The organism is Shewanella xiamenensis (genome assembly GCF_014647135.1).
In the GTDB taxonomy this organism is placed as follows: domain Bacteria; phylum Pseudomonadota; class Gammaproteobacteria; order Enterobacterales; family Shewanellaceae; genus Shewanella; species Shewanella xiamenensis.
Genome location: NZ_BMOP01000037.1, coordinates 1 through 22,911 on the forward strand (window position 1 = coordinate 1; position 22,911 = coordinate 22,911).

Below are 22,911 nucleotides of genomic sequence, written 5' to 3' on the forward strand. Positions count from 1 at the left end.
GACAGAAAGTAAGAGCAAGGGCTTGCCAGACGAACCCTTCGGGCAGCATTTGGCTGGCTTTTCTGCCGCGTTATCGTCCGTTTATGTAGAATAACTACACTGCACGGACTTTGCCTTGCATAAAAGCTAGCCAAATTGCTGCAAAAATACCCCTGAAACGTCAACACGCCCTAGTGCTTGGCGTGGTAAAAATCCTGTTTGTAGCGGTGTTTTATGTTAACTTTTGGTTTCATAACGGATTATGGACTTAAGATATGCAAGACATTCGCGATTTGACCGCTGTACTACGCTCTAAAACGCCCATAGTGGTGATTGAAACCTATGAAGAATATCGTGTTGTTGACATGCTTAAGCGAATCGCGAATGTACTCTATCAGCCGCTATTTACTTGGAGTATTACCCAAGGGCTTACGCGGGTTGATAAGCCGATGCCCGCACAGAAATTTAATACTGAACCCAGCGATATCTTAGGGCAGATTAAAGCGACGACCCAGCAGGGGATTTATGTGCTCTGTGATTTTCATCCCTTTGTGATTGATGCGCCAAAGAATGTCCGTCTGCTGAAAGAAATCGCCCTCGAATACGATGCGCTGCAACATACGCTGGTGCTAGTGAGTCATGCCTTTGAGATCCCGCCCGAAATTAAGCGTTACTGCGCTTATTTTCAGCTTACCCTGCCGAGTACCTCGCAGCTTGAGAACCTGATTTATCTTGAGGTGGATAAAGTGCGCACCCAAGGCATGCCATTGAATGTGGATGATAAAGCCGTGATTAAACTGGCGGAAAACCTGCGCGGTGTGACCTTAGATGATGCCAGACGATTGATCCATAAAGCGATTGTGGATGATGGCGCCATTACTCACTCGGATGTTGACCTGATCAACAAAGCCAAATTCCAGTTGCTCGATCTTAACGGCATATTGCAATTTGAGTACGACACCAGTGATTTTTCGCAGATTGCCGGGTTACATAATCTCAAAAAATGGTTAAAACAGCGCGCACCAGTGGCGCAGGTAACCACCGATGCCAAGGCCGCGGTACAACCCGATGCGCCAAAGGGGGTGTTATTACTCGGGGTGCAGGGCAGTGGCAAGAGTCTTGCGGCCAAAGCGGTGGCGGGTGTGTGGCAGCGGCCCTTGCTCAGACTCGATATGGGCGCCTTATATAACAAATACATAGGCGAAACTGAAAAGAATCTGCGCAACGCCCTCGAATTGGCCGATATGATGTCGCCCTGTATTCTTTGGATTGATGAAATTGAAAAAGGCTTAAGCGGCAGTAGCAGTGATGAGGGCACTTCGACCCGCATTCTTGGCACACTATTAACTTGGATGGCGGAGCGTAAGTCTGAGGTGTTTGTGGTCGCCACCGCTAACGATATTCAAGCCCTGCCGCCCGAGCTGATGCGTAAGGGGCGAATGGATGAAATCTTCTTTGTCGATTTACCCGATGAGGCTATACGCAAAGCAATTTTCTTGATCCATTGCCAGCGCCGCGGTATCGATGTGACTCGGCTCGATCTTGCCCAGCTTTCACGCCATAGCCAAGGGTTTTCGGGGGCTGAAATCGAGCAGGCGGTGATCGCCGCCATGTACAGCGCCCGCAGTTTAGCGCGAACGCTCGACCAAGACATGTTGTTAGAAGAGCTGACCAAAACCAAACCTTTATCCATCGTGATGGGCGATAAGATTAATGCCCTAAGACAATGGGCTGCGGGGCGCACAGTCAATGCCCATGAGTAGTAATTGGGCTGGTAATCGCTGATTTATATGTGGCGGCTTATGGGGCATCGCTTCTTATCCGCCATAAAGCGACTTTAGATTTTAGGGGGGGCTTTTGGTTGGGGAAAGAGTTAGGTATCATCACAGTCGATGTTAACTTGCTGGTGGATATAGATTATTTTTCAGTTTCTAATGGCAAGTTTTTAGTGTGAGTAATATTTGCCGTTTGAGCCGTACAGCATGATAAGCAGGGAAGAGATGAGTTTCGAGCAAGAGTTTACAGAAAAAGTCGGTGGCTACTTAGACAATCTCACCGATGAGTTACAGCCCATTCTTAAGCAACTGATTGAGTATGACTATCCCCAAGAGGTGGCCACGCTGGCGTTTGAAGTCTTTGTCGATCGTTTTTCATCCCAATTCCCGGTGCGGGTATTTTTTATGGATAAAGATAACACCGAGTATTTTGTGGAACTCGATGGCAAGGCTGCATACCCATCACCAGTCAATCCGAATTTGCTCGATATCGACCATGTCTATCCTGATGAGTTTGAAGAGGAATATATCGACAAGGATGAAGACCTTGACCCTTGGCAGATTGCGACCAACGCGCTTATCGAATGGTTCTCCAAGTGCTGGATTGCCGCAGGTGGCAAAAGCTTTAAATTAAAAGCTAATATCGCTCCCCATGACAGCCACTATGAGTTCAATTTAGTTGAAAGTCAGTGGCAAGAACGATGCTAACTCGCTTGAAGTTAAAACTTTTAAATTAAACACTTGGCTGTTGTGATTCTTGGGTTAATGCTCAGACTGAAGCCGTGATGTCGTTATCCAGTCTTGGTTTGCTCGCCTCTACATCGGGAGTGACCCCATAGAAATCTAAGCTGACATTAGCTTGCAAATCTTGTCTTTGCTTACTTTACGCGTTGCCCACTCTCGCTAGCCTCATTTCGATACAAGACATAAAGGCCTAGGTTTTTGAGCTATCCCAGTCTCGTCGCTTGCCGTATTTGGCAAGCCATAATTCATATCTTAGCGATAGCAATTTATCGACACTGGCCGCCTTTCCTTGGATGCCATTTGTCGCATCGCAATAAACCATTGTGTTTTTGATCAAGCTATTTGGATGGTTTTGTTGCGAATTTGTCATTCTGGTGTAGAACTATATGGTGTCTCAAATTGAAAGACACTGTGTGGCAAAGAGCGATTTTGGTAAAGGATGTTTTACCGAAATAAGGAATGGGAAGGGAGTGGGAGCTGAGCATGTTTCTGGATTATTTTGCCTTAGGTATTTTGTTTTTTGTCGTAGTGGTGATTTTTTATGGCGTGATTGCCATTCACGATATCCCTTATGAAATTGCGAAAAAGCGCAATCATCCCCAGCAGGATGCATTGCATATTGCGGGCTGGGTAAGTTTATTCACGTTACATGCAATTTGGCCTTTTTTATGGATTTGGGCGACCTTGTATCGAGAGGACCGAGGCTGGGGATTTAGCACTGTGATGAAGCGCGAGCAGGCATTGGAGGATGATGTTAAAGCGCTAAGGGAAACAGTCATGGCCTTACAGGCAAAGCTTGAGCAACTTGAATCGGCGCCTATTCCCACTCCGGCAGCAGCAAGCGTTGAGACCATTGCTGCAACTTCCACTGTCGTAAGCCCAAAAGCCGAGGTATAACATGGATTTACTATTGATATTAACCTATGCCTCCTTTTGTATTGTGATTTTTAAAGTCTTTAAGATCCCGATGAACAAATGGACAGTGCCAACCGCCGTATTAGGAGGCGTGATTCTTATAGGGGCGCTGTTGCTGATAATGAACTACAACCATCCCTATTCACGTTTTGCGCGGGAATACTATGTGACTATTCCCATTACGCCTGCTGTCAAAGGCATAGTGACTTCTGTTGATGTCAAACCTAATACGCCGATTAAACATGGGGATGTGCTGTTTCGCATCGATCCAACGCCCTATGAAGCTGTTGTTAAAACTAAAAAAGCAGCGTTGTTAGCAGCGGAGCAAGAGGTGCCACAACTTGAGGCTGCATTGGAAACCGCTAAGGCAAATGTGGCGAGAGTTGCCGCAGATAGAGATCGCAATAAATCAGCCTATGACCGTTATGAACAAGGCCATCGTAAAGGTGGGGCGAACTCGCCTTTTACTGCGCTGGAATTAGACAATAAACAACAATTGTATTTAGCCTCTGAAGCACAACTTACTGCGGCGCGAGCGGAAGAGTTACGTGCGCGTCTTGCCTATGAGTCCAATGTGGATGGGGTTAATTCTAAAGTTGCCGGACTACAGGGTGATCTTGAAAGTGCACTGTATAATCTCGAGCAAACTGTTGTGCGGGCGCCCGCCGATGGTATTGTCACCCAAATGGCGCTGCGTCCAGGGGCGATGGCGGTTCCCTTACCTTTACGGCCGGTGATGAGTTTTATCCCCGATGAACAGCGGTATTTTGCCGGTGCATTCTGGCAAAATTCGCTGCTGCGTTTACAGGAGGGCGATGAGGCCGAAGTGGTATTAGATGCGGCGCCTGGACAAGTGTTTAAGGGCAAAGTCGCTAAGGTACTCCCTGCGATGGCAGAGGGTGAGATCCAGATGAATGGCACGCTGCAATCTTCCAATCAGCTATTCCAAACAGGGCGGGTTATCGTATTAATCGATATTGAAGACGATGCGATACGCCGTCAATTCCCAGCTGGAGTAGCTGGACAAGTGGCTGTGTATAGCGAACATTTTCACCATGTCGCTGTGATGCGCAAAGTGCTGCTACGGATGCAGGGCTGGTTAAACTACTTGTTCTTCGATGGTCACTAGTAGGGGGGAATCTAACCACTTTGCTTGGATTTGGTTTTAAGCTGTTCTAGAGTTAACAAAAAGCGCTGACAAGACTGTCAGCGCTTTTTGTTGTATGCAGTAGGTGAATGCTGGCTGCGATTAAATATCGAAGACTAAGCTGCCCGGCGGCAGGAAGGGCCAGCTTTGACGGATAGGCGAACCATCACCTTGTTCAGCAAAGAAATAACCCGTTCTTGGGGTGGCGTAGACCACACTGCCTTTTTGCAGCCCCAATTCTTGCAGATGGTGGTGGGTAAAGGTGGCTTCCCACAGTTCTTCACTCTGCCAGCCGATAGGTGCCAGTTCGACACGCACTTCTGCGCCAACCGGTGTTATCGCCACTATGGTAAAAGGAATATGGGCTTGGCTATTGGGTTTATCCGCCAGTGCCAGCTCATGGCTACGCACATAGAGCGCGCCGTTTTGTTGCAGTGGCGCTTGCTCAGGAGGCACTAAGAAGGCGTCACCATTGGTCCAACGATTCTGTTGCCAGCTTGCCTCAAACCGATTGACGTTACCTAAGAAATCAAACACAAAGCGGCTATTGGGTTGGGCATACAACTCAATAGGGGTATTGACCTGCTCAATATGGCCGTTGCTCATTACCACTACTCTATCGGAAAGCTCTAAGGCCTCGTCCTGATCGTGGGTAACAAACACGCTAGTGAATTTCAGCTCATCGTGAAGGCTGCGTAGCCAGCGGCGCAGTTCTTTACGCACCTTGGCATCGAGGGCGCCAAAGGGCTCATCGAGTAACAGTACTTCGGGCTGAGTCGCTAAGGCGCGGGCTAAGGCGATACGCTGTTTTTGTCCGCCCGAGAGCTGCTCAGGGTAACGCTGTGCTAGGTGCCCAAGTTGCACCATTTCGAGTAAATGGCTGACGCGCTTTTGGATTTCGGCCTTTGACGGGCGCTGTTTTTTCGGAATGACTTCGAGTCCAAAGGCGACGTTATCGGCGACTGTCATGTGGCGGAACAGGGCATAGTTTTGGAAAACAAACCCGACTCTGCGGTCGCGCACATGCACTTGGGTCACATCGCGATTACCGAAATGGATTTGGCCACTATCTGCGCCCTCAAGGCCAGCAATAATCCGCAGTAGGGTGGTTTTACCCGAGCCGGAAGGGCCGAGAAGACCTATCATCTCGCCTTCTTGAATATCCAGATTGAGCGGCGAGAGCGCCTGAAATTGGCCAAATTTTTTGGAAATATTAGTTAAACGAATACTCATAATGATTGGCTCTGCTCTTGGTTGTCATTGGCGGATAAGCTGCGTTGTTGGCGCCACTCTACTAAGGCTTTTAGCAGTAAAGTAAATAGGGCGATCAAGGCAAGCAGTGACGCGCTCGCGAAGGCGGCTTCGGCCTGATAATCTTCGTAAAGTAATTGCACATGCAAAGGTAAGGTGTTGGTTTCACCACGGATATTGCCAGATACCACGGCAACGGCACCAAACTCACCCACGGCTCTGGCGTTGGTGAGGATCACCCCATAAATCAGCGCCCACTTGATATTGGGCAGAGTCACGCGGCGAAACAGTTGCCACCATGAGGCGCCAAGGATTACTGCGGCTTCTTCCTCCGATGCACCCTGTTGCTGCATCAAGGGGATTAATTCTCGGGCAACAAAGGGGCAAGTCACAAAAATGGTGACTAATAAAATGCCCGGCCAAGCAAACATGATCTGTAAATCGTGCTCAAACAGCCAAGCGCCAAGCCAGCCACTGTTGCCGTAAAGCAGTAGATAGAGTAAGCCTGCGACCACGGGCGATACGGCAAAGGGAATATCAATCAAGGTAATGAGTAACTTACGCCCTGGAAACTCAAAGCGTGTCACGCTCCAAGCGAGCATGACCCCAAACACTAAGTTTATCGGCACGGTGAGCGCCGCGACCATAAGGGTCAACCCAATCGCGTGGAGTGAGTCGGGTTGGCTCAGATGCTCGATATAACGCTCCCAGCCACCGACAAAGGCCTGCTGGAAAATACTGACTAACGGCAGCAGTAATAACACCATGGCCAAGAAGACTGCTAGGGTGATTAGGCTCCATTTGATAAGGGGCGCTTCACCGACTCTTAAAGGTTTAAATGAGTTCATGGTGGCTCCTTATCGGCCGTGAATACGGCGTAAATAACGCGCTTGCCACAGGTTAATCAGCAGTAACAGCAGTAAAGATGTTATCAGCACGATAGATGCAATGGCACTTGCGCCAGCAAAATCAAACTCCTGTAAGCGAACAAAGATCATCAATGAGGTGATTTCACTGATGTAGGGCATATTACCGGCGATAAAAATCACCGCGCCAAATTCTCCAAGACTGCGGGTAAAAGACAGTGCCGTGCCAACCATTAAAGCTGGCCACAGTGAGGGCAAAATCACCCGCCAAAACACCGCGCTATCGGTTGCGCCTAAGGTCATGCCAGCTTCTTCTTCATCGTGGGATAACTCTTCCAATACGGGCTGGACGGTGCGCACCACGAAGGGAATGCTGGTGAAGATCATCGCGACCACAATCCCCAATGGCGTATAGGCCACTTTGATGCCAATTTCGGCCAATAGGCTACCAATCTGACCATTTTCAGCATAGAGAGTGGCTAAGGTAATACCCGCGACGGCTGTGGGTAAGGCAAAGGGTAAATCGACTAAGGCGTCGAGGAGGCGTTTACCTGGAAACTCATAACGAACCAATACCCAGGCGAGTAATAGCCCGAAAAGACAGTTAAATAGGGAGGCGGCCAGTGCCGACAAGATAGTGACTTTGTAGCTTGCTAGTACGCGGGGATCGGTAATCACGCCCCAATACTCGGCCCAGCTCATCTGGCTGGTTTGCATAATCAGGCCTGTGGTGGGGAGTAAAAGAATCAAGCTGACAAACAGCAAAGATACACCCAGGCTGATACTAAACCCCGGCAAAACCCGCTTGTGGCGTAAGCGCCCATTATTAAATATCACTGAATAACCACCCGATAAGGTTAATGGAGTTAATCCAATATTATTATGCCATTAGCACGTTATTGCTCAATCGCGATAAAGACTGCTGATGTTTATCTTTATTGCGATATAACCACAAAACCCGGGACATTGCCCGGGTTGTAGGTTTGATGACTTAGGTACCCAAGCTGATGATCAACGCTTTAATAACTGATCCAGTTTAGCGCCATTGGCAAATTGGGTCTTCATCGCGTTGTCCCAGTTACCAATGATTTGCTCAACGGTCATTAACTCCACCGCAGGGAACTGTTTGGTAAATTCGGCAACCACTTTCTCATTGTGAACGCGGTAGTTAAATCCGGCTAACAAACGTTGTGATTCTTCGCTGTAGAGATAGGTTAGATACTCGGTCGCTAATTCTTGCGTGCCGTTACGCTTAGCATTTTTCTCTACTACGGCAACGGGGAATTCTGCCAGAATCGAGGTTTTAGGCACGACAACTTGGTAATCATCGGCGCCATATTGCTGACGAATATTGTTAACTTCAGATTCGAAGGTGATCAACACATCGCCGATGCCACGCTCAACAAACGAAGTGGTTGCACCACGGCCGCCTGTGTCAAATACGGCAACGTTACCAAGGAACTTTTTCAAAAACGCATCTAAAGAAGCCTGATTATCTTTGCCATAGTTTTTCTGGGCATAACCTAAGGCGGCTAAATAAGTGTAACGAGCATTACCTGAGGTTTTTGGATTCGGGAACACCAGCTTAACGTCATCTTTAGCTAAATCATTCCAGTCGCTGATTTGTTTTGGATTGCCCTTACGCACTAAAAACGCAATGGTAGAGTAGTAAGGTGAACTGGCATTAGGCAGCAGTTGTTGCCAGTTTTCTGGGATCAACTTGCCGCGATCATGCAGAATTTGCACATCGGTGACTTGGTTAAAAGTCACCACATCCGCGGGTAAGCCTTGCAGAATCGAGCGAGCCTGCGCTGAAGAACCTGCATGAGACTGTTTGATTTCAACCGTTTTACCGGTTTTTTCTTGCCAATGTTTAGCAAATACTGGGTTATAGGCACTAAATAATTCCCGTGAGATATCGTAAGAGGAATTAAGTAAGGTCTGATCGGCGGCTGCGGCATTGAGGGAAGCGCCCAGTAATAGGGTTCCTAGCAGGGCCTTAGTGAATTTTACTGGCATTTTGTGCTCCTTAATCTGGCAACTGTGTCAGGGTATGCAGATAGAGTAATTGAAGTTTTTACTTATAAAAAGCTAGTTAAATAGAACTTTTTTGAATAACTATGAGCAATTAATTGTATGCCATAGGTGATATTCATCGTGTTTGTTGTGGCTAAGCCCCTTAAAATATCCCTATGCGAGTTGCTTTTATCAAATAAAGGATAAACCCTGTGTCTGACTTTATGACTATTGAAGCCTGTATCGGGCAAACGCCGCTAGTTCGTCTGCAACGGTTGGATTGCGGGAGCTCTACGGTACTGTTAAAGCTAGAGGGCAATAATCCTGCTGGCTCGGTAAAGGATCGTGCCGCACTGAATATGATTAACCAGGCGGAGCTTCGCCAAGAAATCGCCCCAGGTGATACTTTGATTGAAGCCACCAGTGGTAACACTGGGATTGCCTTAGCGATGGCCGCAGCGATTAAAGGCTACAAGATGATCCTGATTATGCCGTCGAATTCGACCCAAGAGCGTAAGGATGCCATGCAGGCCTATGGCGCCGAGCTGCTGCTGGTGGACAATATGGAAGCTGCGCGGGATTTGGCCTTAGATCTTCAGGCTCAAGGCAAAGGTAAGGTGCTGGATCAGTTCAATAATCAAGATAACGCAAATGCGCATTTTCTCACAACTGGCCCAGAGATTTGGCAGCAGAGCCAAGGCAAGATCACTCACTTTGTTTCCAGCATGGGTACCACAGGTACCATTATGGGCGTGTCGAAATACCTAAAAAGCCGCAACCCCGATATCACCATTGTCGGGCTACAACCCGCTGATGGCAGTTCGATTCCAGGGATTCGCCGCTGGCCGCAGGAATATTTACCGGGTATTTTTGATGCCGCCCGTGTCGATGCCGTGATGGATATAGAAGAGCAAGATGCCAAAGCAATGGCAAGAACTTTAGCGCGTGAAGAAGGTATTTGTGCTGGCGTGAGTTCTGGCGGCGCGGTATTTGCAGCGCTTGAGATAGCGAGGCAGAATCCGGGGGCCGTTGTAGTTGCGATTGTGTGCGATAGGGGCGACCGTTATCTATCATCTGGGCTATTTTCTTAAGCCGCGTTTTATCCACTGATCCTCGCATTTGGGGTTTCTTCTGCAATAAAAATGGGCGTGTATCGCCCATTTTTATCACTTATTGCTTAAGCCCTCATAGTTTCAAGCATCGCTTAAATCATCATGGCCCAATAATTATGGCTGCGGTGGAAATTGCGCCAAAATCCGACTTACCGCCTTAGCGGTGTCTTGGGCTTTTTTATCGCCGCCCGCATCAAAATCGAAACTATCGGTACCGCGCCAAATCAGCTTATTGGTTTTAGCATCGATAATATCAATTTGAATGGTTTGAATTTTTGCTGTGTCACTGCCAAGAGGCACGCCAACGCTGGTGCCTATGCCAATGCCGCCAGAACGGCCAAAACTGCCCGTGCCTAAGCCTATAGATAGACCTGAGTCTTTAGGCTTGTCTTGGGTCAGTAAGCCATAGGCGACTTTAAAATCGGGGGAAGAAGCATTTTCGGTAAAGCCTTTTTGGCTTAATTGCTGGGTGATTTCGGTTTGAATACGCTGGGCACTGAGCGGATCGTCGTTGGGCTGTGGAGCAAGCTGCGAGAAACTCTGCAATGCCTTAAAGTTATAATTGAGATCGTAATCGTTTTTCGGCTTAGTGCTGCAAGCACTTAAAAAGACCGTGGCGATGAACAAACTGGCGATGTATTTGTATCTCATCATTGCACTCCAAATTGTACGAACAGTATTCAATGTGCCTTGATTAACAGTAAGACTGCAAGTAATTTAGTGAAAAGTGTTTGATTTTTGTTAAGTATAGAAGGTCACACATTTTACGTACTTAAACTGGCAGAGTAGCCCAAGATCATGGAACAGTTAGCCTTTTTCGATATTCCTAGCCCTTGTATCGGTGTATGCCAAACCGATGCGCGGGGCTATTGTAAAGGTTGCCTGCGCAGTCGTGATGAGCGGTTTAATTGGTTGCATTTTACCGATGCAGAAAAACATGATGTGATCCGTTTATGTCATCAACGGAAACGTCGGCGGGAGCTGGCCTTGTATAAGGCGCGTCAGCAAGCACTTGAGCAGGAGCGGGCCGCTATCAATCCACAGCTTGATTTTGCGCCACAGACCGCTGCAGAGTTAGATTTAGGCGATCTTGCTCTCGACGAATAATCTCAATGAGCCTTTTTGATAAGATGATACAAACTAGAGGCGCTAAATTTGCCGCTTTTTCGGCCAGCTTAAGGTGAAACGCGTCTGGGCTGGATGGCTGGTGACATTGACCTCACCCTGATGACGCTGCATGATCCGTTTGATAATCGCTAAACCTAAACCATGACCCTTATTGCCATTTTGCACCGATTGGCTGCGGTAAAAGGGCTCGAACACTTTAGGTAAATCCACCTCAGGGATAGGCTCTCCATCATTACTCACACTTAGTGTTACCCGTTGCTGGGTTTGGCTGACTTCAATCAAGATTTGATGGCGAGCAAAACGCTGTGCATTGGTCAGTAGATTTTGCAGTGCTCGCTCAATCAATGCTGGTTCGCCAAATAAGGGCAGGGTCTCTATATCTGTATGCAAGGTTATTGGGGTTTCACTCAATGCACTTAAACGTTTAATGGATTGATTAATCAAGGTGATAAGATCGTATTCATCTAGAGGCATTTCGCGCTGGGATTCTAAACTGGCGTAGGTGAGTAATTCTTGCAGTAGGTTTTCCATTTCCTTTATGTCGAGCTGCATTTCATTGAGAAAATCCTGACGCTTTTGTTCGTCAGAGTCAGGTTGGCAGTACATGGGCATTAGGGCGAGGGCGAATTTCAGTCGCGCAAGGGGCGTGCGAATCTCGTGGGAAACCGCATTGGACAAATGTTTTTGGTTTTCAATCAATGCGCTGATATGTCGCGCCATTTCATTAAAGGTATTGGCTAAGGGTTTTACCTGAGAGCGGTTCGAGAGATTGATGCGAGTATCCCATTTGGCTTCGCCAAAATCCTTTGTGGCCTTACGCAATATGCTTAAGTCTCGCGAGAGTGGTCCAACCCAAATCAAAGCGACGAGTGCGAGTGACAAATAGAAAAACAGAGTGAATAAATTACGCAGATCGGCTCTGGGGTCTATCTCAATAGGACCCGCCATTAATACTTGTTCACCTACCTGAATAAACTGGAATTGTTCGCCCTCACTGGTTGTGGTGGTGACTACATGATTGGGCGTCAGAACTTGATCTTTCGCCAGTGCAATTTGATCTGGACTGAGTAGATTTAACGGCAGCTGACTATCGGTTGTGAGTGCTTCTAAGTAATCGTGGCGGCTCTCCTCTGGAAGCTGGGTCAACAGCTGGGCAAATGCAACCAGAGGAGCATCTAAGGGATTATTTTCATCTACATTTTTCTTCCATAGGCTGTCCAGTGTCCAGCCTATGCCCAGAAAACTGAGACTCAGCAGTAAATATAAGCTGATAAAGAGACGTTTCACGGGAGTTCTTAGTTGTTCCAAGCCTCAGGGGCGAATAGATAGCCTTGTCCCCAAACGGTTTTAATTCTGAAGGGGGTCTCAATATTGTCGTTGAGCTTTTTGCGAAGTCTTGAGATCCGCACATCGATCTTTCTGTCTTTACCATCAAAATCAATATTGAGCAGTAATTGATAGATATATTGACGACTCAGTACTTGTCCTGCCTGTGATGCCAGTAACCACAGGAGTTCAAACTCATGGCTGGTGAGGTCGACTTCTTTGTTGTCGAGTCGAATTGCATGGGTATGGGGATCGATACTGAGTTTACCAAAAGTCAGGCAATGGGATTCGGCCTGAGGCGGTTGGTTTTGGCGGCGTAATAGGTTGTTGATACGGGCAACCAGCAGGGCAGGATCAACGGGTTTAACCACATAGTCGTCGGCACCGAGTTCTAGTCCCTTGATCTGATCTTCGCTCGAGCCTAAGGCACTCATCAACAGGATCGGGCCGGCAAAGTAATCGGGTAACTTTTCGCACAGGCTAAGACCATCAATTCCTGGCAACATAATGTCTAGCAGGATGATATCAGGCTTATAGTTGATTAAGCGGGTTAACACTGTATCGCCACGACGCTCTACTTCAACGTGCATGCCGTGGGATTTCAAATAATCTACGATTAAATTCGCAAGACGGACATCATCTTCAACCAATAACACTCTGTGGGGTGATTGTGGATTCGTCATTAAAATAAACTCCAAGGGTTACGGTAACGTCTGCGCACCTGAGGCTGCGAGGTCGACGTGATTTTTAATTTGGCTCCAGCCAGTGTTTGGTTGGTATCCTTACTGACCAGAACAAAGTGAATATCGTTTAGCGTACTGACATTCAATGTGATTTCATGTTGTTCTAGCGATTCGCTGCACCATTTAGGATAGGCATTGTTGTCAGATAAGATACAAACCAGCTCATTTTTAGCGAGTTGCCACTGCAACTCTACACGGATTTCACAGGCTTGATTTTCATCCCCCGTGATACAGATTTCAGGGGTCAGTTTTAATTTTGACTCTTCATTTGGAGCGGCAAGTGCATGAGTCGGTCCCATTAAGCTAACGCTTAGACCGAATATGCATAGCATCCTAATATGAAGGGGCGTCACTCTTGTTAAAACCTATACGCTGCGCCAATAAAATAAGTGCTGCTATAGTCTTGATTGAGCAAGGGACTGGCGGCTATTTCATCTGCAATTTGTGTGTAGCGGAACGCAAAGAGCATATCCCAGTTATCAGTTAAGATATAACGGGCTGTCATTTCGACCCCTTTATTCCAGCCAGCATCAGCATGGTAATGTTTGCTCCAATAATCATTTTCACTCGGGCGTACACCATAGTAATAGTCGACGACGTTGGTACTTTTCCAATCAAATACGAGTGACATATCCATTACCCAGCGGGTTAAATGCCAACCATAGGTCCATTTAATTTGCGCTTCAGCGCCTTGATGCACATCAAACATATCATGGGTGTAGGCTAACCTAACTACGCCTAATGGGGTATAAATAAATGCTTCAGCGCCACCTAATAACGTAAAGTTACGCGATTCTAAGGAATTAAACACGGGTTCGGGTTCACTGCTGAGAACTGTCTTGGTCGAGAGCATTCTCGCCCCATCCTGTGAACTTCGCTCCAAAAAGATATTCGAAGGGTCCCAGCGATAGAAATAAGCTCTATCCATGCTATAGCTGGTCACTAAGTTGACGCTGAAATATTGCTGCTCAACTAAGCTATAGCCTAAGTTACCGTTATCAAAAAACCAATGATCACCATAGTAAGCTACTGTTGGGATAAAAAAGACCGGAATATCATCAAAATCCCTAAGAGGGTTGGTTTTTTGTCCCCAACCGACCGCCACGCCTAAATCCCAGTTGCGCATTTCAATACATTCATCTTTAGTGACGCACGGTTCTTTGGCCATTCCAATTGAAGGTAGGCTAAGCGCGGTGAGTAAGATTAATAATGTTCGATACATGATATGCGTTCGGATTTAATGACAGTCGGTAATGGGCAACAGATTAGCATTTTATGCTTAATTCCACAGTGCTTTCACCTGAAGGGATGCAAAATGATACAGATATCATACAAATAGCATATATGTAGATCTCGTAATCAATTGAAAGACATCATAAAAGCATAAAATGCACTTACTTAGCGCTTTTGTCGACGTTGGTGTGTTGTATTTATACTGTTTTGCTTTTTGGGTGTTGGTGTTACTAATTTGGGTTGGTGCAGCAAATAAAATGCCATTCATTGTCGGAATGGCATTCGTAAAACTCGATGAAGCTTGATTACAGCCAGGAGCTAAAGGAAGTAAAACCGATCAGTTGAGTTCTTTTAGTGTCTGATAGCCCATTTCTGTTAGCTGGTCATTCACGCAGTCGAGGACATATTGTTTAAGCTCGGCATTTTCAATCTGATCTTCAGATGCCATCTGTTGGCATACTTCGGTCAGTTGAGCGATATCATTTGCAGGTGCAGGAGGAAGTGTTGATTCATCGGCAAAGCTAGCAAAACTGATTAGCGCCGACAGGGTGATAACAGCTGATAACGTTTTCATTTTATTTCCTTTAGTTATTGATAGTTAACAACAGCCTAACTGGTTTCCCATCATGCCGCTGCGTCAACAGATAGCAATTTATCATTGCTATTATTTTTTAGATATAAATAATTTTTCACTCATTTTGTAAGCTATTTTTTGTCGAATTATCATGGTTGTTTTATGGGCAGGCTTAAGTGCCTAAGCCAGTCAAAAATACCGATCTCATCCTTCGTAAACCGCGCGAATCCCCCTGATTTTCCACTACCAAGCTGAGCTTATTTTACTATGACGTTCTTACCACCCTTAAGTTTCATCATCCTGAGCGGCATATTTGTAATTAATATGTTTAAAAATAGACTTATCTCAACTTTGGTCTATTTATGGGATGAAGTTAATCTTTTTGATGGTTTTTACGGATTACTAGAGAGTGCATTTGTTGATGAGAGAGTAGAAAGTTTGAACTATAGCAAAATTGCCCTATAAATAAGATTTAGCGCACTATTTTTACCCATGTTTTATAGATATTTGAATCTTAAGAGATTAATTTTTAGCCTGTAGATTTTTTTATTTATTAATTTTTTATCTTGATGATTTTAATGGTTAATTTGTTTATTTGTTATGATTATAAGATTTAGATTGTGATCTTCTTTGTTGTTATCTAAACTTCGCCGCTTTTTATCGAACTATAAGTGCAAATTATTGTACTGAAATTTACTTATCATTTTGGGGACTTTCTGTGTCGACAAAACTGGCGAATCCGGCTCCATTAGGTTTAATGGGCTTTGGTATGACGACTATCCTGCTAAACATTCATAATGCAGGGTACTTTCCGATTGACTCGATGATCTTAGCTATGGGGATTTTCTATGGCGGAATGGGTCAAATTATCGTTGGCATTATGTGCTTTATGCGTGGTGATACCTTTGGTACAACCGCCTTTACCTCTTACGGTTTATTCTGGTTGACCTTAGTTGGGCTTATTTTAATGCCAAATGCTGGGGTTGCGGCGAGTCCAACCTATTTTATGGGGTGGTACTTAACCCTTTGGGGAATTTTTACAGCCTTTATGTTTGTGGGATCGTTACGTTATCCAAGGGCTAAGCAGTTTGTGTTTGCTTCGTTGACGATTCTATTCTTCCTTCTGGCGGCGAGAGATTTTACTGGCAGCGCGCTTATTGGCACCATCGCGGGTTTTGAAGGGATTATCTGTGGTGCGAGTGCAATTTACTTTGCCATGGCGCAAGTGCTCAATAATGAATATGGCCGCACTATTTTACCGATAGGCGAGCTTAAAGCTAAGGTCTAACTGAGTTCTTAGTTTATGCAAAAGGCTGAATCATTCAGCCTTTTGCATTTTTGACGGGTCAGTAATATTAAAACTTACAACATCAGATTTTAGTTTGGATAAATGCAATACAGGCATTATCTAGACTACGGTTAGAGATATAGCTGGTCCCTGTTTTATGGGTGATTAGGAACCCTTTATCCGTTTGCACAATACGATAAATATCCGTCCAGAGAATTTGAGCGTTAACATATTGTGATTTTGTGTGGATACCTTGCTCATCAATGATAAGGGTGACTTCATTATTGGCGGCTTTGCTCATCATTTGCCGCATCAACCACCACGCTTTGTTGTATTTTACATTTAATGCTTCAATCACCCCGAGCCCAACAAAGAAATAGGCCAGATAGAGGCTGACATCCGCAAAAATCAGCGCAATGCCAATGAGCCCGAAACCTATGGCTTTATAATAAGGTTTGAGAGTGGGATCGGGTTTGACGGACTGGGTATAACACTCGTCAAAATGCGCTTTATCTAAGATGTAAGTTGTGGAATAACAATAGGGTGTGGTCATGTCTTATTTACTAATCAAAAGTTTAATTATCTAAAGCTGGATAGCACATTAGTTTAGCGGGTTAGCTGCGTAAAGTAACGATTTTTGGGATAAGTCTGCAGTAGCGATACGGCGCAAAATACCCTGTTATCGTACCTGCGCCCGTTCCTGCACCATAGTTTGCTTATGACTTAATAGCGGTTTCGCTCTGTGGGAATATCACTCAGATACTCAACAAACTCGACTTCAAATCCATGGGCATCGAAGAAGTAGATATTGCGGCGATAGGGATCTTCCATGCCATCTTTGGCTATCGGAAAACCAGCTTGGGTTAGCCTTGTTATCACTTCATCTAAATCACTCACCACAAAGGCAAAATGAGCTAAGCCAATTTGATGGCCCGTTAAGTCGCGGTTTTCGCCTTCACCGTTATCGCTAAAGGCAATGTATTGATAATCATCGCCAAAATGAATCCAATTGCGCGGCTTGCCGTACCAAGTCCCTTTATCTCCGCCACGGACACGCCAATGTGGGAAGGCGGCTTGATAAAAAGTGAGTGCTTTAGGGATATCGTCGACGACTAGGTTGATGTGCTCTAAATGGATCATAATGCGTTCCTTGTAATGATTTTAGTCAGTGTGATTCACATCCAAGCTGCTTACATACCGTAGCAGTATTCCTGCTGCTTGGGGTAGGGTTGATGAACATGGCGTTGGCGTATCGGCGCTAAGGCTTGGGCGTATTGATGCAACATAAATAGGCTATATTGCACTCTTTCCCTGAGGTTGATATCCCGCGTTCCTTGGGGTGTAGCGTTGAGTACATTCTCGACATTACGGATGATCAAATGATCGGGAATCGGCACTAATTTATTGTTTTTGAGTGCATTCATTTTGACTTCCACAATGGGGTAGGCACCGCTAATGCCGCTGCAAACTGAAATCAACAACACTGGCTTATGGGCGGTTTCCTGACGGCTACACATCAACAGGAAGTTTTTAAGCAGTGGCGATGCCATTCCACCCCATTCGGGTGTAATCAAAACCAGGGCATCCGCAGCATCCACTCTTTGTTCAATCTCAGGCCAATGCTCGCCCTTATTGTCCTCTTCACCATCCCAAAATGGCAAATTGAACTGGCAAAGTTCTAAGTGATGGATAGCGTCGTAACCGACACTATGGGGCGATAAAAAACTGGTTTCGGCTATGTATTTCGCGACTTTAGCGCTTTGGGAGTGGGCTCTTTGACTGGTGCTGATGATGAGTAAGTTCATTATGTAAACCTATTTGTTTATAAATTATTTATAAGGTAATTGCTTTATTTAATCTTGTAAAGGATAAAATAAATAAAAAACTTTATTTATTCTGTTAAAAGGTAGGCGATTGAGGGATAATCCGAGGCGAAGAGCGGAGAGCGCATATGAAAACTACTGATAAGATTATTCAATTACTCAAATTGCATGGCCCGTTAACGGCTAAGACCCTAGCGGAAGAGCTTGCGTTGACCACTATGGGCGTTCGCCAGCATTTGCAAGCCTTAGAAGAGGCGGGTGATGTCGATATTGAAGACAGAGTTGAAGGCCGCGGACGCCCAACCCGGTATTGGGGATTAACTGAGCAGAGTAGAACCCACTTTGCCGATCGCCACAGTGAGCTTAGTTTGCAATTGATTGATTCCGTAAAAATGATATTTGGTGATCAGGGGTTGGATAAACTGATTGAGCATAGAGAGCAAACTGCTATGCAGCAGTATCGCAGCGCGATGCAAGGTATGACGGATATTACCAGCCGTTTAACTAAATTGGTGGAGTTACGTACCCTCGAAGGCTATATGGCGACGCAGGAACAAGCGGATGGGGTGTTCTGGTTACTTGAGAATCATTGTCCAATTTGCAGCGCAGCGACGAAATGCCAAAATTTTTGTCGCTCCGAACTACAACAATTCCAGCAGTTATTTGCCGATATCGCTACTGTAAGCCGTGAAGAGCATATCATCGACGGCGCTCGTCGCTGTGCCTATCGCATTGCGCCTTTATCTTAGAGCAGGATGGTGTGATGCAATCAAAACGCGGTCGTCTCGATAGATACCTAGCTGTTAAGTTACAAATTCACCGTAAAGCCGTGCGAGAACTCTTGCTGGCGGAGCGAGTATATGTGGATGGCACGCCTGCGAAAGCGCTCGATCTGCTGGTGGATGAATTTTCCCACATTGTGTTTGATGGGCAAGTCTTACAGGCCAACCAGCCCGTGTACTTGATGTTGCACAAGCCCGTTGGGGTAGTGAGTGCGACCAAAGACAAGGAGCACCGCACTGTGATTGATTTACTCGATTGCGAAGCTCGCCATGAGCTGCATATTGCTGGGCGGTTAGATTTAAACTCATCGGGTTTATTGTTACTGACCAATGATAGTCGTTGGTCCGAGGCGTTAATGTCACCCGAGCAAAAAGTGGATAAAGTGTATCGAGTGACTTTAGCCAATCCCTTGAGTGAGGACTATGTCGCGGCATTCGCGCAGGGCATGTATTTTGGCTTTGAAGATATCACCACACAGCCTGCAAAGTTGACTATCCTCGACACTCATATTGCAGAGGTTACTTTAAGGGAAGGGAAGTACCATCAAATCAAGCGGATGTTTGGTCGTTTCCGTAATCCAGTGGTGGGATTACACCGCCTTTCCATTGGTGAGATTACCCTGGATAAACACTTAAGCCCTGGTGAGAGTCGGATGTTGACTGCACAAGAAGTCGCCTCTATCTATCATTCAAAAATGAAGTAACTCGAGATGGTGCATAAAGCGCTGATATGCACTTAAAAACATAATCCCCTAAGAGCATGCTGACGTTTTGAGATTAAATTTCGTTCTGGCTCGCTCATTAGGTTAAGTAAAATAGCGATACTGCGCGGACTTTATCTTGCATAGATCGTGAACCAAAGGGTTGCAAAAATAATTCTGAAACGTCAATACACCTCGGCATACGATTGTTTGAAGGACGCTGTAACAAACACGTAAGGATAACATTAGTCTGGCACAGCACGGCTGTGCCAGTGAATATGTGTTAGAGCCTGAATGCACTGACTTGATTACGCATGCTGCTAGCCAGTTTGGTTAGGTTTATAACAGACTCGCTGAGCTCATGTGCTGAGCGAGTCGAGTCATCGGTAATATCACTGATCGCAATAATGCTACGGTTAATACTTTCGGCCACACTACTTTGCTCTTCAGCCGCAGTCGCAATATGGGCATTGAGCTCAGCAATGTTATCTACTGACGCTACAATTTCTTTTAAGGCCTGACCTGCTTCATTGGCTTTATTATTGGCATCATCGACTTGCTTGATACCAACTTCCATTGCATTAACTGCTTCTTTAACCCCTTTTTGTAGCGTTGCGATCATCGCTTCAATTTCTTGGGTGGACTTTTGAGTTCGTTGAGCTAGCGTTCTGACTTCATCGGCGACAACGGCAAAACCTCGACCCTGCTCGCCTGCGCGAGCAGCTTCGATAGCAGCGTTTAATGCCAATAGGTTGGTTTGTTCGGCAATACTCTTTATCACATCTAAAACTCGACCAATACTTTGGCTTTCATTGGATAAAAAGCCAATGACTTGCGCCGTTTTTTGAATTTGTTCTGAAAGTTGAGACATGCTGCTAATTGAGTCAATAACGATACGGTTACCATTCGCCGCATAAGTATCCGCATCCTTTGCCGAATCCGCAGCGGCTGAAGTACTCTGAGCGACCTCTGCCACAGTCGCCGTCATTTCATTCATTGCTGTTGCTGTTTGTTCAGTTTCAGCTTGTTGCTGTTGCATGCGTTTATTGGTTTCTTGGGTAAAACTACTTAGCTCGGTCGCGGAGCTATTAACCGTATTTGCTGCTTCAGCGATGGAGTGCAAAATCCCTCTCAAATGTTCAATAACTTGAGTGAGGCTAGTCGAAATAAGTCCGAGTTCATCATCATTAAAAGTACGGAATTTAACGGTAAGATCGGAATCTTGGCGGATCGTTTTTAAATTGCGCACAATATCATTGATGGGATTCATCACACTGCGATTAACCCAAAGTCCAATCAAAATACTGGTCAGCATTGCAAGCCCTGCAAGAGTGGCAAAGATGGCAATCGATGAGTGATAAATCTCGTTAGCGGCAGCTCTTTCCTGACCTGCAATTTTGATTTGTAGTGCGATAAGTTCTGATATTTTGCCACTTATCGGATCGATTGCTTGGTAAAGCGGTAATATTTTGTCATTCAGTTGGTAAGCTACATCGCCATTCCTCCCCCTAAGATATGAAATGAGTAGCTCAACTTGTTGATTAGCTGGTAAAAATAACTGTCCAGCTTGTTGTGCAAGTCGAGATTCTTCTTGGGTAAGTTCAGTTGCAAGGTATTTGGGCCAGTACTGATTGATCGTTTTGCTGGCATTTTCAAGCGCATTAGCCGCTTGCGAAGCGCTAAATCCGCCAGCATTGGCTTTATTGATCGCGTCAATTACATCAACGGCATATTTATCAGCGATAACCTTAAGATCGTCTAAAGGAACCACTCTGTCGTTATAGATACGCTCGACGCCATATTCGATTTTTCCCATCATATAAATGGCGATAAAACCAATGGTTACTAGCATTAGGAGCGGCACGAGAATGCCAATAAACATTTTTTGTTTTATTTGAAGACCATTCATATGGATTTCCTCAGTGTATTCTGGGAGGCTTTTAGGCAGAACTCGAGCAGTCCATGATGAGTCTGTATGAATAGTTATAGCAAACATGCCAAATGAGGTTGGAGATTTAAGGAAATAAAATCGCAGAAACAAAAAAACCTCGCTTAGCGAGGTCTTTATGTTGGTACAGATGAGAGGACTTGAACCTCCACGCCCGCAAGGGCACCAGCACCTGAAGCTGGCGTGTCTACCAATTCCACCACATCTGCATTGGTATTCGACAGGTTGTCGAACTAAGTTGAATCGCAATTTGGTACAGGTGAGAGGACTTGAACCTCCACGCCCGTAAGGGCACCAGCACCTGAAGCTGGCGTGTCTACCAATTCCACCACACCTGCACTGTACTTTAATTGCAATCCTTTAACACTGGTCGCTAAGGCAACCAACTTAAAGATGGTGCCCGAACCCGGAATCGAACCAGGGACACGAGGATTTTCAATCCTCTGCTCTACCGACTGAGCTATTCGGGCGACGGGCGCAATTTAAAGGCTTTTCGGCTTTTGAGTCAACTGATTTTTACTAAATAATGTAAAAAGTGATGCGGTTGGGTAAGTTTTACTCGAATCGTGTATTTATTGAGTCCTAGCGGGAATGACAAGAGAAAATACTCAGTGCCACTTAAAGGGGATAAACGTAAAAAATGTCCGTAGAAGACGAAAAAATGCCCCTTTAAAAGGGGCATTTCTATTTAGTTAGCTAATATTTCATTGTTTGGGAAGTTAGCTTGCATTACCATTAGCACGTTTTGCTTCAGTTGGTTCTGACCTAACTCGCCATAAGCTTCTGCCATAATCTCCAGTGCTCGCTCAGTTGATGGTGTACCGGGATATGTTTCTAACACAGATTGTGCACGAACAGCAGCAGCACTCCAAGCGTTCATTTTGATATAGTATTCAGCAACTTGAATGGAATATTTCGCTAAACGGTTTTTTAGCGACAGCATGCGTTTTTGTGCGTCAGCGGCATATTTGCTGTTGGGATAGGTTTTGATTAGACGGTCAAAATCCTTAAAGGCATCTTGGGCATTTTTCGGATCGCGATCGGTTCTATCGATATTCAACATATCGTGGAAAAGATAGCTATCCGCCTGCATATTGACGAGTCCTCGCATATAGTAGACATAGTCGATATTGGGGTGCGTTGGGTTTAGACGGATGAATCTGTCAATGTTAGCAATGCCAGAGGCAACATCGTCCATTTTGTAATAAGCATAAATCAGATCCAATTGAACCTGAGTTTTATGTGGTCCAAACGGGAAGCGAGAGTCTAGCGCCTCCAATGAACGGACAGCTTTAGAGTAATTGCCAAGCTCCATGGAGGTTCTTGCCTGAGAATAAAGCTCGTCAGGTGAGGTTTTGGCGGCAATATCGTTATCTTCAGGACTGCTACTACAGGCTGATAACGCTAGTGAAAATAGGACTAAGGTTAAGCCTTTGGAGAATTTATACATACTTGAATTCAATTCTTTATAAGTTGTAGTTAAGAATTTTTCCATTTCACGATAAAATAGAAAGCATTCGATTGTAACAGATAGCACACATTTTTTGACCCCAAAATGGG

General features: G+C 45.5%; 24 protein-coding genes and 3 tRNA genes. 9 read left to right on the forward strand and 18 right to left on the reverse strand.

Annotated elements, in window-relative coordinates; translation table 11 throughout:
* Nucleotides 1–254 precede the first annotated feature (254 nt).
* From IEY09_RS18995 to IEY09_RS19010, 4 genes are all read left to right on the forward strand, one after another.
* A complete protein-coding gene (locus IEY09_RS18995) occupies nucleotides 255–1,742 on the forward strand; it encodes an AAA family ATPase (RefSeq protein WP_069455405.1) in 1,488 nt (495 codons plus the stop codon).
* 237 nt (nucleotides 1,743–1,979) lie between these two features.
* On the forward strand, nucleotides 1,980–2,462 hold the full coding sequence (locus IEY09_RS19000; protein WP_047534521.1) for a hypothetical protein: 483 nt from the start codon (nucleotides 1,980–1,982) through the stop codon (nucleotides 2,460–2,462).
* A 519-nt stretch (nucleotides 2,463–2,981) separates the two neighbouring features.
* Nucleotides 2,982–3,395 (forward strand): DUF3302 domain-containing protein, encoded by a 414-nt coding sequence (locus tag IEY09_RS19005; protein WP_037421373.1) that lies wholly within the window; start codon nucleotides 2,982–2,984, stop codon nucleotides 3,393–3,395.
* 1 nt (nucleotide 3,396) lies between these two features.
* Nucleotides 3,397–4,542 carry an HlyD family secretion protein gene (locus IEY09_RS19010; RefSeq protein WP_047537363.1) on the forward strand — a complete coding sequence of 382 codons (1,146 nt, stop codon included), beginning with the start codon at nucleotides 3,397–3,399 and terminating at the stop codon, nucleotides 4,540–4,542.
* A 120-nt stretch (nucleotides 4,543–4,662) separates the two neighbouring features.
* On the opposite strand, the gene IEY09_RS19015 is transcribed toward IEY09_RS19010, so the two are convergent.
* From IEY09_RS19015 to cysP, 4 genes are all read right to left on the reverse strand, one after another.
* The gene (locus IEY09_RS19015; RefSeq protein WP_037421366.1) at nucleotides 4,663–5,793 is read right to left on the reverse strand and encodes a sulfate/molybdate ABC transporter ATP-binding protein; all 1,131 of its coding nucleotides are present in this window, start codon (nucleotides 5,791–5,793) and stop codon (nucleotides 4,663–4,665) included.
* The gene (cysW, locus tag IEY09_RS19020; RefSeq protein ID WP_037429736.1) at nucleotides 5,790–6,659 is read right to left on the reverse strand and encodes a sulfate ABC transporter permease subunit CysW; all 870 of its coding nucleotides are present in this window, start codon (nucleotides 6,657–6,659) and stop codon (nucleotides 5,790–5,792) included. The genes IEY09_RS19015 and cysW overlap by 4 nt, the downstream gene beginning before the upstream one ends.
* 9 nt (nucleotides 6,660–6,668) lie before the next feature.
* A complete protein-coding gene (gene cysT, locus IEY09_RS19025) occupies nucleotides 6,669–7,514 on the reverse strand; it encodes a sulfate/thiosulfate ABC transporter permease CysT (RefSeq protein ID WP_037429738.1) in 846 nt (281 codons plus the stop codon).
* Between the two features lie 174 nt (nucleotides 7,515–7,688).
* Nucleotides 7,689–8,696: a thiosulfate ABC transporter substrate-binding protein CysP gene (cysP, locus tag IEY09_RS19030; RefSeq protein WP_055646681.1), complete on the reverse strand. Its 1,008-nt coding sequence runs from the start codon at nucleotides 8,694–8,696 to the stop codon at nucleotides 7,689–7,691.
* 209 nt (nucleotides 8,697–8,905) lie between these two features.
* Between cysP and cysM the strand changes: the two genes are divergently transcribed.
* Nucleotides 8,906–9,784 (forward strand): cysteine synthase CysM, encoded by an 879-nt coding sequence (cysM, locus tag IEY09_RS19035; RefSeq protein WP_037429742.1) that lies wholly within the window; start codon nucleotides 8,906–8,908, stop codon nucleotides 9,782–9,784.
* 135 nt (nucleotides 9,785–9,919) lie between these two features.
* Here the strand turns inward: cysM and IEY09_RS19040 are convergent, their stop codons facing one another.
* The gene (locus IEY09_RS19040) at nucleotides 9,920–10,456 is read right to left on the reverse strand and encodes a DUF4136 domain-containing protein (RefSeq protein ID WP_037429744.1); all 537 of its coding nucleotides are present in this window, start codon (nucleotides 10,454–10,456) and stop codon (nucleotides 9,920–9,922) included.
* 147 nt (nucleotides 10,457–10,603) lie between these two features.
* On the opposite strand from IEY09_RS19040, the gene IEY09_RS19045 reads away from it, so the two are divergent.
* Entirely contained in the window at nucleotides 10,604–10,912 is a 309-nt protein-coding gene (locus tag IEY09_RS19045) for a DUF1289 domain-containing protein (RefSeq protein ID WP_144346618.1), read from the forward strand.
* Between the two features lie 42 nt (nucleotides 10,913–10,954).
* On the opposite strand, the gene IEY09_RS19050 is transcribed toward IEY09_RS19045, so the two are convergent.
* From IEY09_RS19050 to IEY09_RS19070, 5 genes are all read right to left on the reverse strand, one after another.
* Nucleotides 10,955–12,220, reverse strand: coding sequence for an ATP-binding protein (locus IEY09_RS19050; RefSeq protein ID WP_144376611.1), 1,266 nt, complete (start codon nucleotides 12,218–12,220; stop codon nucleotides 10,955–10,957).
* An 8-nt stretch (nucleotides 12,221–12,228) separates the two neighbouring features.
* Nucleotides 12,229–12,942, reverse strand: a complete 714-nt coding sequence (locus IEY09_RS19055) for a winged helix-turn-helix domain-containing protein (RefSeq protein ID WP_011073412.1) — start codon at nucleotides 12,940–12,942, stop codon at nucleotides 12,229–12,231.
* A complete protein-coding gene (locus tag IEY09_RS19060; protein ID WP_080612404.1) occupies nucleotides 12,942–13,334 on the reverse strand; it encodes a DUF3019 domain-containing protein in 393 nt (130 codons plus the stop codon). Before IEY09_RS19060 ends, IEY09_RS19055 begins: the two co-directional genes overlap by 1 nt.
* Nucleotides 13,335–13,360: 26 nt before the next feature.
* The gene (locus IEY09_RS19065) at nucleotides 13,361–14,224 is read right to left on the reverse strand and encodes a MipA/OmpV family protein (protein ID WP_037421340.1); all 864 of its coding nucleotides are present in this window, start codon (nucleotides 14,222–14,224) and stop codon (nucleotides 13,361–13,363) included.
* A 348-nt stretch (nucleotides 14,225–14,572) separates the two neighbouring features.
* Nucleotides 14,573–14,809 carry a hypothetical protein gene (locus IEY09_RS19070; RefSeq protein WP_037421337.1) on the reverse strand — a complete coding sequence of 79 codons (237 nt, stop codon included), beginning with the start codon at nucleotides 14,807–14,809 and terminating at the stop codon, nucleotides 14,573–14,575.
* 718 nt (nucleotides 14,810–15,527) lie between these two features.
* On the opposite strand from IEY09_RS19070, the gene IEY09_RS19075 reads away from it, so the two are divergent.
* Nucleotides 15,528–16,097 carry an acetate uptake transporter gene (locus IEY09_RS19075; RefSeq protein ID WP_037429751.1) on the forward strand — a complete coding sequence of 190 codons (570 nt, stop codon included), beginning with the start codon at nucleotides 15,528–15,530 and terminating at the stop codon, nucleotides 16,095–16,097.
* An 82-nt stretch (nucleotides 16,098–16,179) separates the two neighbouring features.
* Here IEY09_RS19075 and IEY09_RS19080 read toward each other — a convergent pair whose 3' ends face one another.
* From IEY09_RS19080 to IEY09_RS19090, 3 genes are all read right to left on the reverse strand, one after another.
* The gene (locus IEY09_RS19080; RefSeq protein ID WP_037429752.1) at nucleotides 16,180–16,650 is read right to left on the reverse strand and encodes a YcxB family protein; all 471 of its coding nucleotides are present in this window, start codon (nucleotides 16,648–16,650) and stop codon (nucleotides 16,180–16,182) included.
* A gap of 170 nt (nucleotides 16,651–16,820) precedes the next feature.
* Nucleotides 16,821–17,237, reverse strand: a complete 417-nt coding sequence (locus IEY09_RS19085) for a VOC family protein (RefSeq protein ID WP_055646677.1) — start codon at nucleotides 17,235–17,237, stop codon at nucleotides 16,821–16,823.
* A gap of 50 nt (nucleotides 17,238–17,287) precedes the next feature.
* On the reverse strand, nucleotides 17,288–17,902 hold the full coding sequence (locus IEY09_RS19090) for an NADPH-dependent FMN reductase (RefSeq protein ID WP_188872313.1): 615 nt from the start codon (nucleotides 17,900–17,902) through the stop codon (nucleotides 17,288–17,290).
* A 146-nt stretch (nucleotides 17,903–18,048) separates the two neighbouring features.
* On the opposite strand from IEY09_RS19090, the gene IEY09_RS19095 reads away from it, so the two are divergent.
* Nucleotides 18,049–18,669: a helix-turn-helix transcriptional regulator gene (locus IEY09_RS19095; RefSeq protein ID WP_088586812.1), complete on the forward strand. Its 621-nt coding sequence runs from the start codon at nucleotides 18,049–18,051 to the stop codon at nucleotides 18,667–18,669.
* Between the two features lie 14 nt (nucleotides 18,670–18,683).
* Nucleotides 18,684–19,406: a pseudouridine synthase gene (locus IEY09_RS19100; protein ID WP_188872315.1), complete on the forward strand. Its 723-nt coding sequence runs from the start codon at nucleotides 18,684–18,686 to the stop codon at nucleotides 19,404–19,406.
* Nucleotides 19,407–19,686: 280 nt separating this feature from the next.
* Here the strand turns inward: IEY09_RS19100 and IEY09_RS19105 are convergent, their stop codons facing one another.
* The 5 genes from IEY09_RS19105 to IEY09_RS19125 all read right to left on the reverse strand — a co-directional run bounded on the left by IEY09_RS19105 (nucleotide 19,687) and on the right by IEY09_RS19125 (nucleotide 22,801).
* Nucleotides 19,687–21,312: a methyl-accepting chemotaxis protein gene (locus IEY09_RS19105; RefSeq protein ID WP_037421319.1), complete on the reverse strand. Its 1,626-nt coding sequence runs from the start codon at nucleotides 21,310–21,312 to the stop codon at nucleotides 19,687–19,689.
* Between the two features lie 161 nt (nucleotides 21,313–21,473).
* Nucleotides 21,474–21,560 (reverse strand) — tRNA-Leu (locus tag IEY09_RS19110).
* A gap of 42 nt (nucleotides 21,561–21,602) precedes the next feature.
* Nucleotides 21,603–21,689, reverse strand: a tRNA-Leu gene (locus IEY09_RS19115).
* A 56-nt stretch (nucleotides 21,690–21,745) separates the two neighbouring features.
* Nucleotides 21,746–21,821: transfer RNA gene (locus IEY09_RS19120), tRNA-Phe, on the reverse strand.
* Nucleotides 21,822–22,039: 218 nt separating this feature from the next.
* Complete coding sequence (locus tag IEY09_RS19125) at nucleotides 22,040–22,801, reverse strand: outer membrane protein assembly factor BamD (protein WP_037431375.1); 762 nt, start codon at nucleotides 22,799–22,801, stop codon at nucleotides 22,040–22,042.
* Nucleotides 22,802–22,911: the final 110 nt, after the last annotated feature.

Bases quoted from the DNA above. Each gene is read 5' to 3' on its own strand.
- IEY09_RS19080 (WP_037429752.1), bottom strand. From the start codon at position 16,650: ATGACCACACCCTATTGTTATTCCACAACTTACATCTTAGATAAAGCG.
- IEY09_RS19000 (WP_047534521.1), top strand. From the start codon at position 1,980: ATGAGTTTCGAGCAAGAGTTTACAGAAAAAGTCGGTGGCTACTTAGAC.
- IEY09_RS19015 (WP_037421366.1), bottom strand. From the start codon at position 5,793: ATGAGTATTCGTTTAACTAATATTTCCAAAAAATTTGGCCAATTTCAG.
- IEY09_RS19055 (WP_011073412.1), bottom strand. From the start codon at position 12,942: ATGACGAATCCACAATCACCCCACAGAGTGTTATTGGTTGAAGATGAT.
- IEY09_RS19060 (WP_080612404.1), bottom strand. From the start codon at position 13,334: ATGCTATGCATATTCGGTCTAAGCGTTAGCTTAATGGGACCGACTCAT.
- cysP (WP_055646681.1), bottom strand. From the start codon at position 8,696: ATGCCAGTAAAATTCACTAAGGCCCTGCTAGGAACCCTATTACTGGGC.
- IEY09_RS19105 (WP_037421319.1), bottom strand. From the start codon at position 21,312: ATGAATGGTCTTCAAATAAAACAAAAAATGTTTATTGGCATTCTCGTG.
- IEY09_RS19085 (WP_055646677.1), bottom strand. From the start codon at position 17,237: ATGATCCATTTAGAGCACATCAACCTAGTCGTCGACGATATCCCTAAA.
- IEY09_RS19040 (WP_037429744.1), bottom strand. From the start codon at position 10,456: ATGAGATACAAATACATCGCCAGTTTGTTCATCGCCACGGTCTTTTTA.
- IEY09_RS19100 (WP_188872315.1), top strand. From the start codon at position 18,684: ATGCAATCAAAACGCGGTCGTCTCGATAGATACCTAGCTGTTAAGTTA.
- IEY09_RS18995 (WP_069455405.1), top strand. From the start codon at position 255: ATGCAAGACATTCGCGATTTGACCGCTGTACTACGCTCTAAAACGCCC.
- cysW (WP_037429736.1), bottom strand. From the start codon at position 6,659: ATGAACTCATTTAAACCTTTAAGAGTCGGTGAAGCGCCCCTTATCAAA.
- IEY09_RS19125 (WP_037431375.1), bottom strand. From the start codon at position 22,801: ATGTATAAATTCTCCAAAGGCTTAACCTTAGTCCTATTTTCACTAGCG.
- IEY09_RS19010 (WP_047537363.1), top strand. From the start codon at position 3,397: ATGGATTTACTATTGATATTAACCTATGCCTCCTTTTGTATTGTGATT.
- IEY09_RS19045 (WP_144346618.1), top strand. From the start codon at position 10,604: ATGGAACAGTTAGCCTTTTTCGATATTCCTAGCCCTTGTATCGGTGTA.
- IEY09_RS19070 (WP_037421337.1), bottom strand. From the start codon at position 14,809: ATGAAAACGTTATCAGCTGTTATCACCCTGTCGGCGCTAATCAGTTTT.
- IEY09_RS19095 (WP_088586812.1), top strand. From the start codon at position 18,049: ATGAAAACTACTGATAAGATTATTCAATTACTCAAATTGCATGGCCCG.
- IEY09_RS19090 (WP_188872313.1), bottom strand. From the start codon at position 17,902: ATGAACTTACTCATCATCAGCACCAGTCAAAGAGCCCACTCCCAAAGC.
- IEY09_RS19005 (WP_037421373.1), top strand. From the start codon at position 2,982: ATGTTTCTGGATTATTTTGCCTTAGGTATTTTGTTTTTTGTCGTAGTG.
- IEY09_RS19065 (WP_037421340.1), bottom strand. From the start codon at position 14,224: ATGTATCGAACATTATTAATCTTACTCACCGCGCTTAGCCTACCTTCA.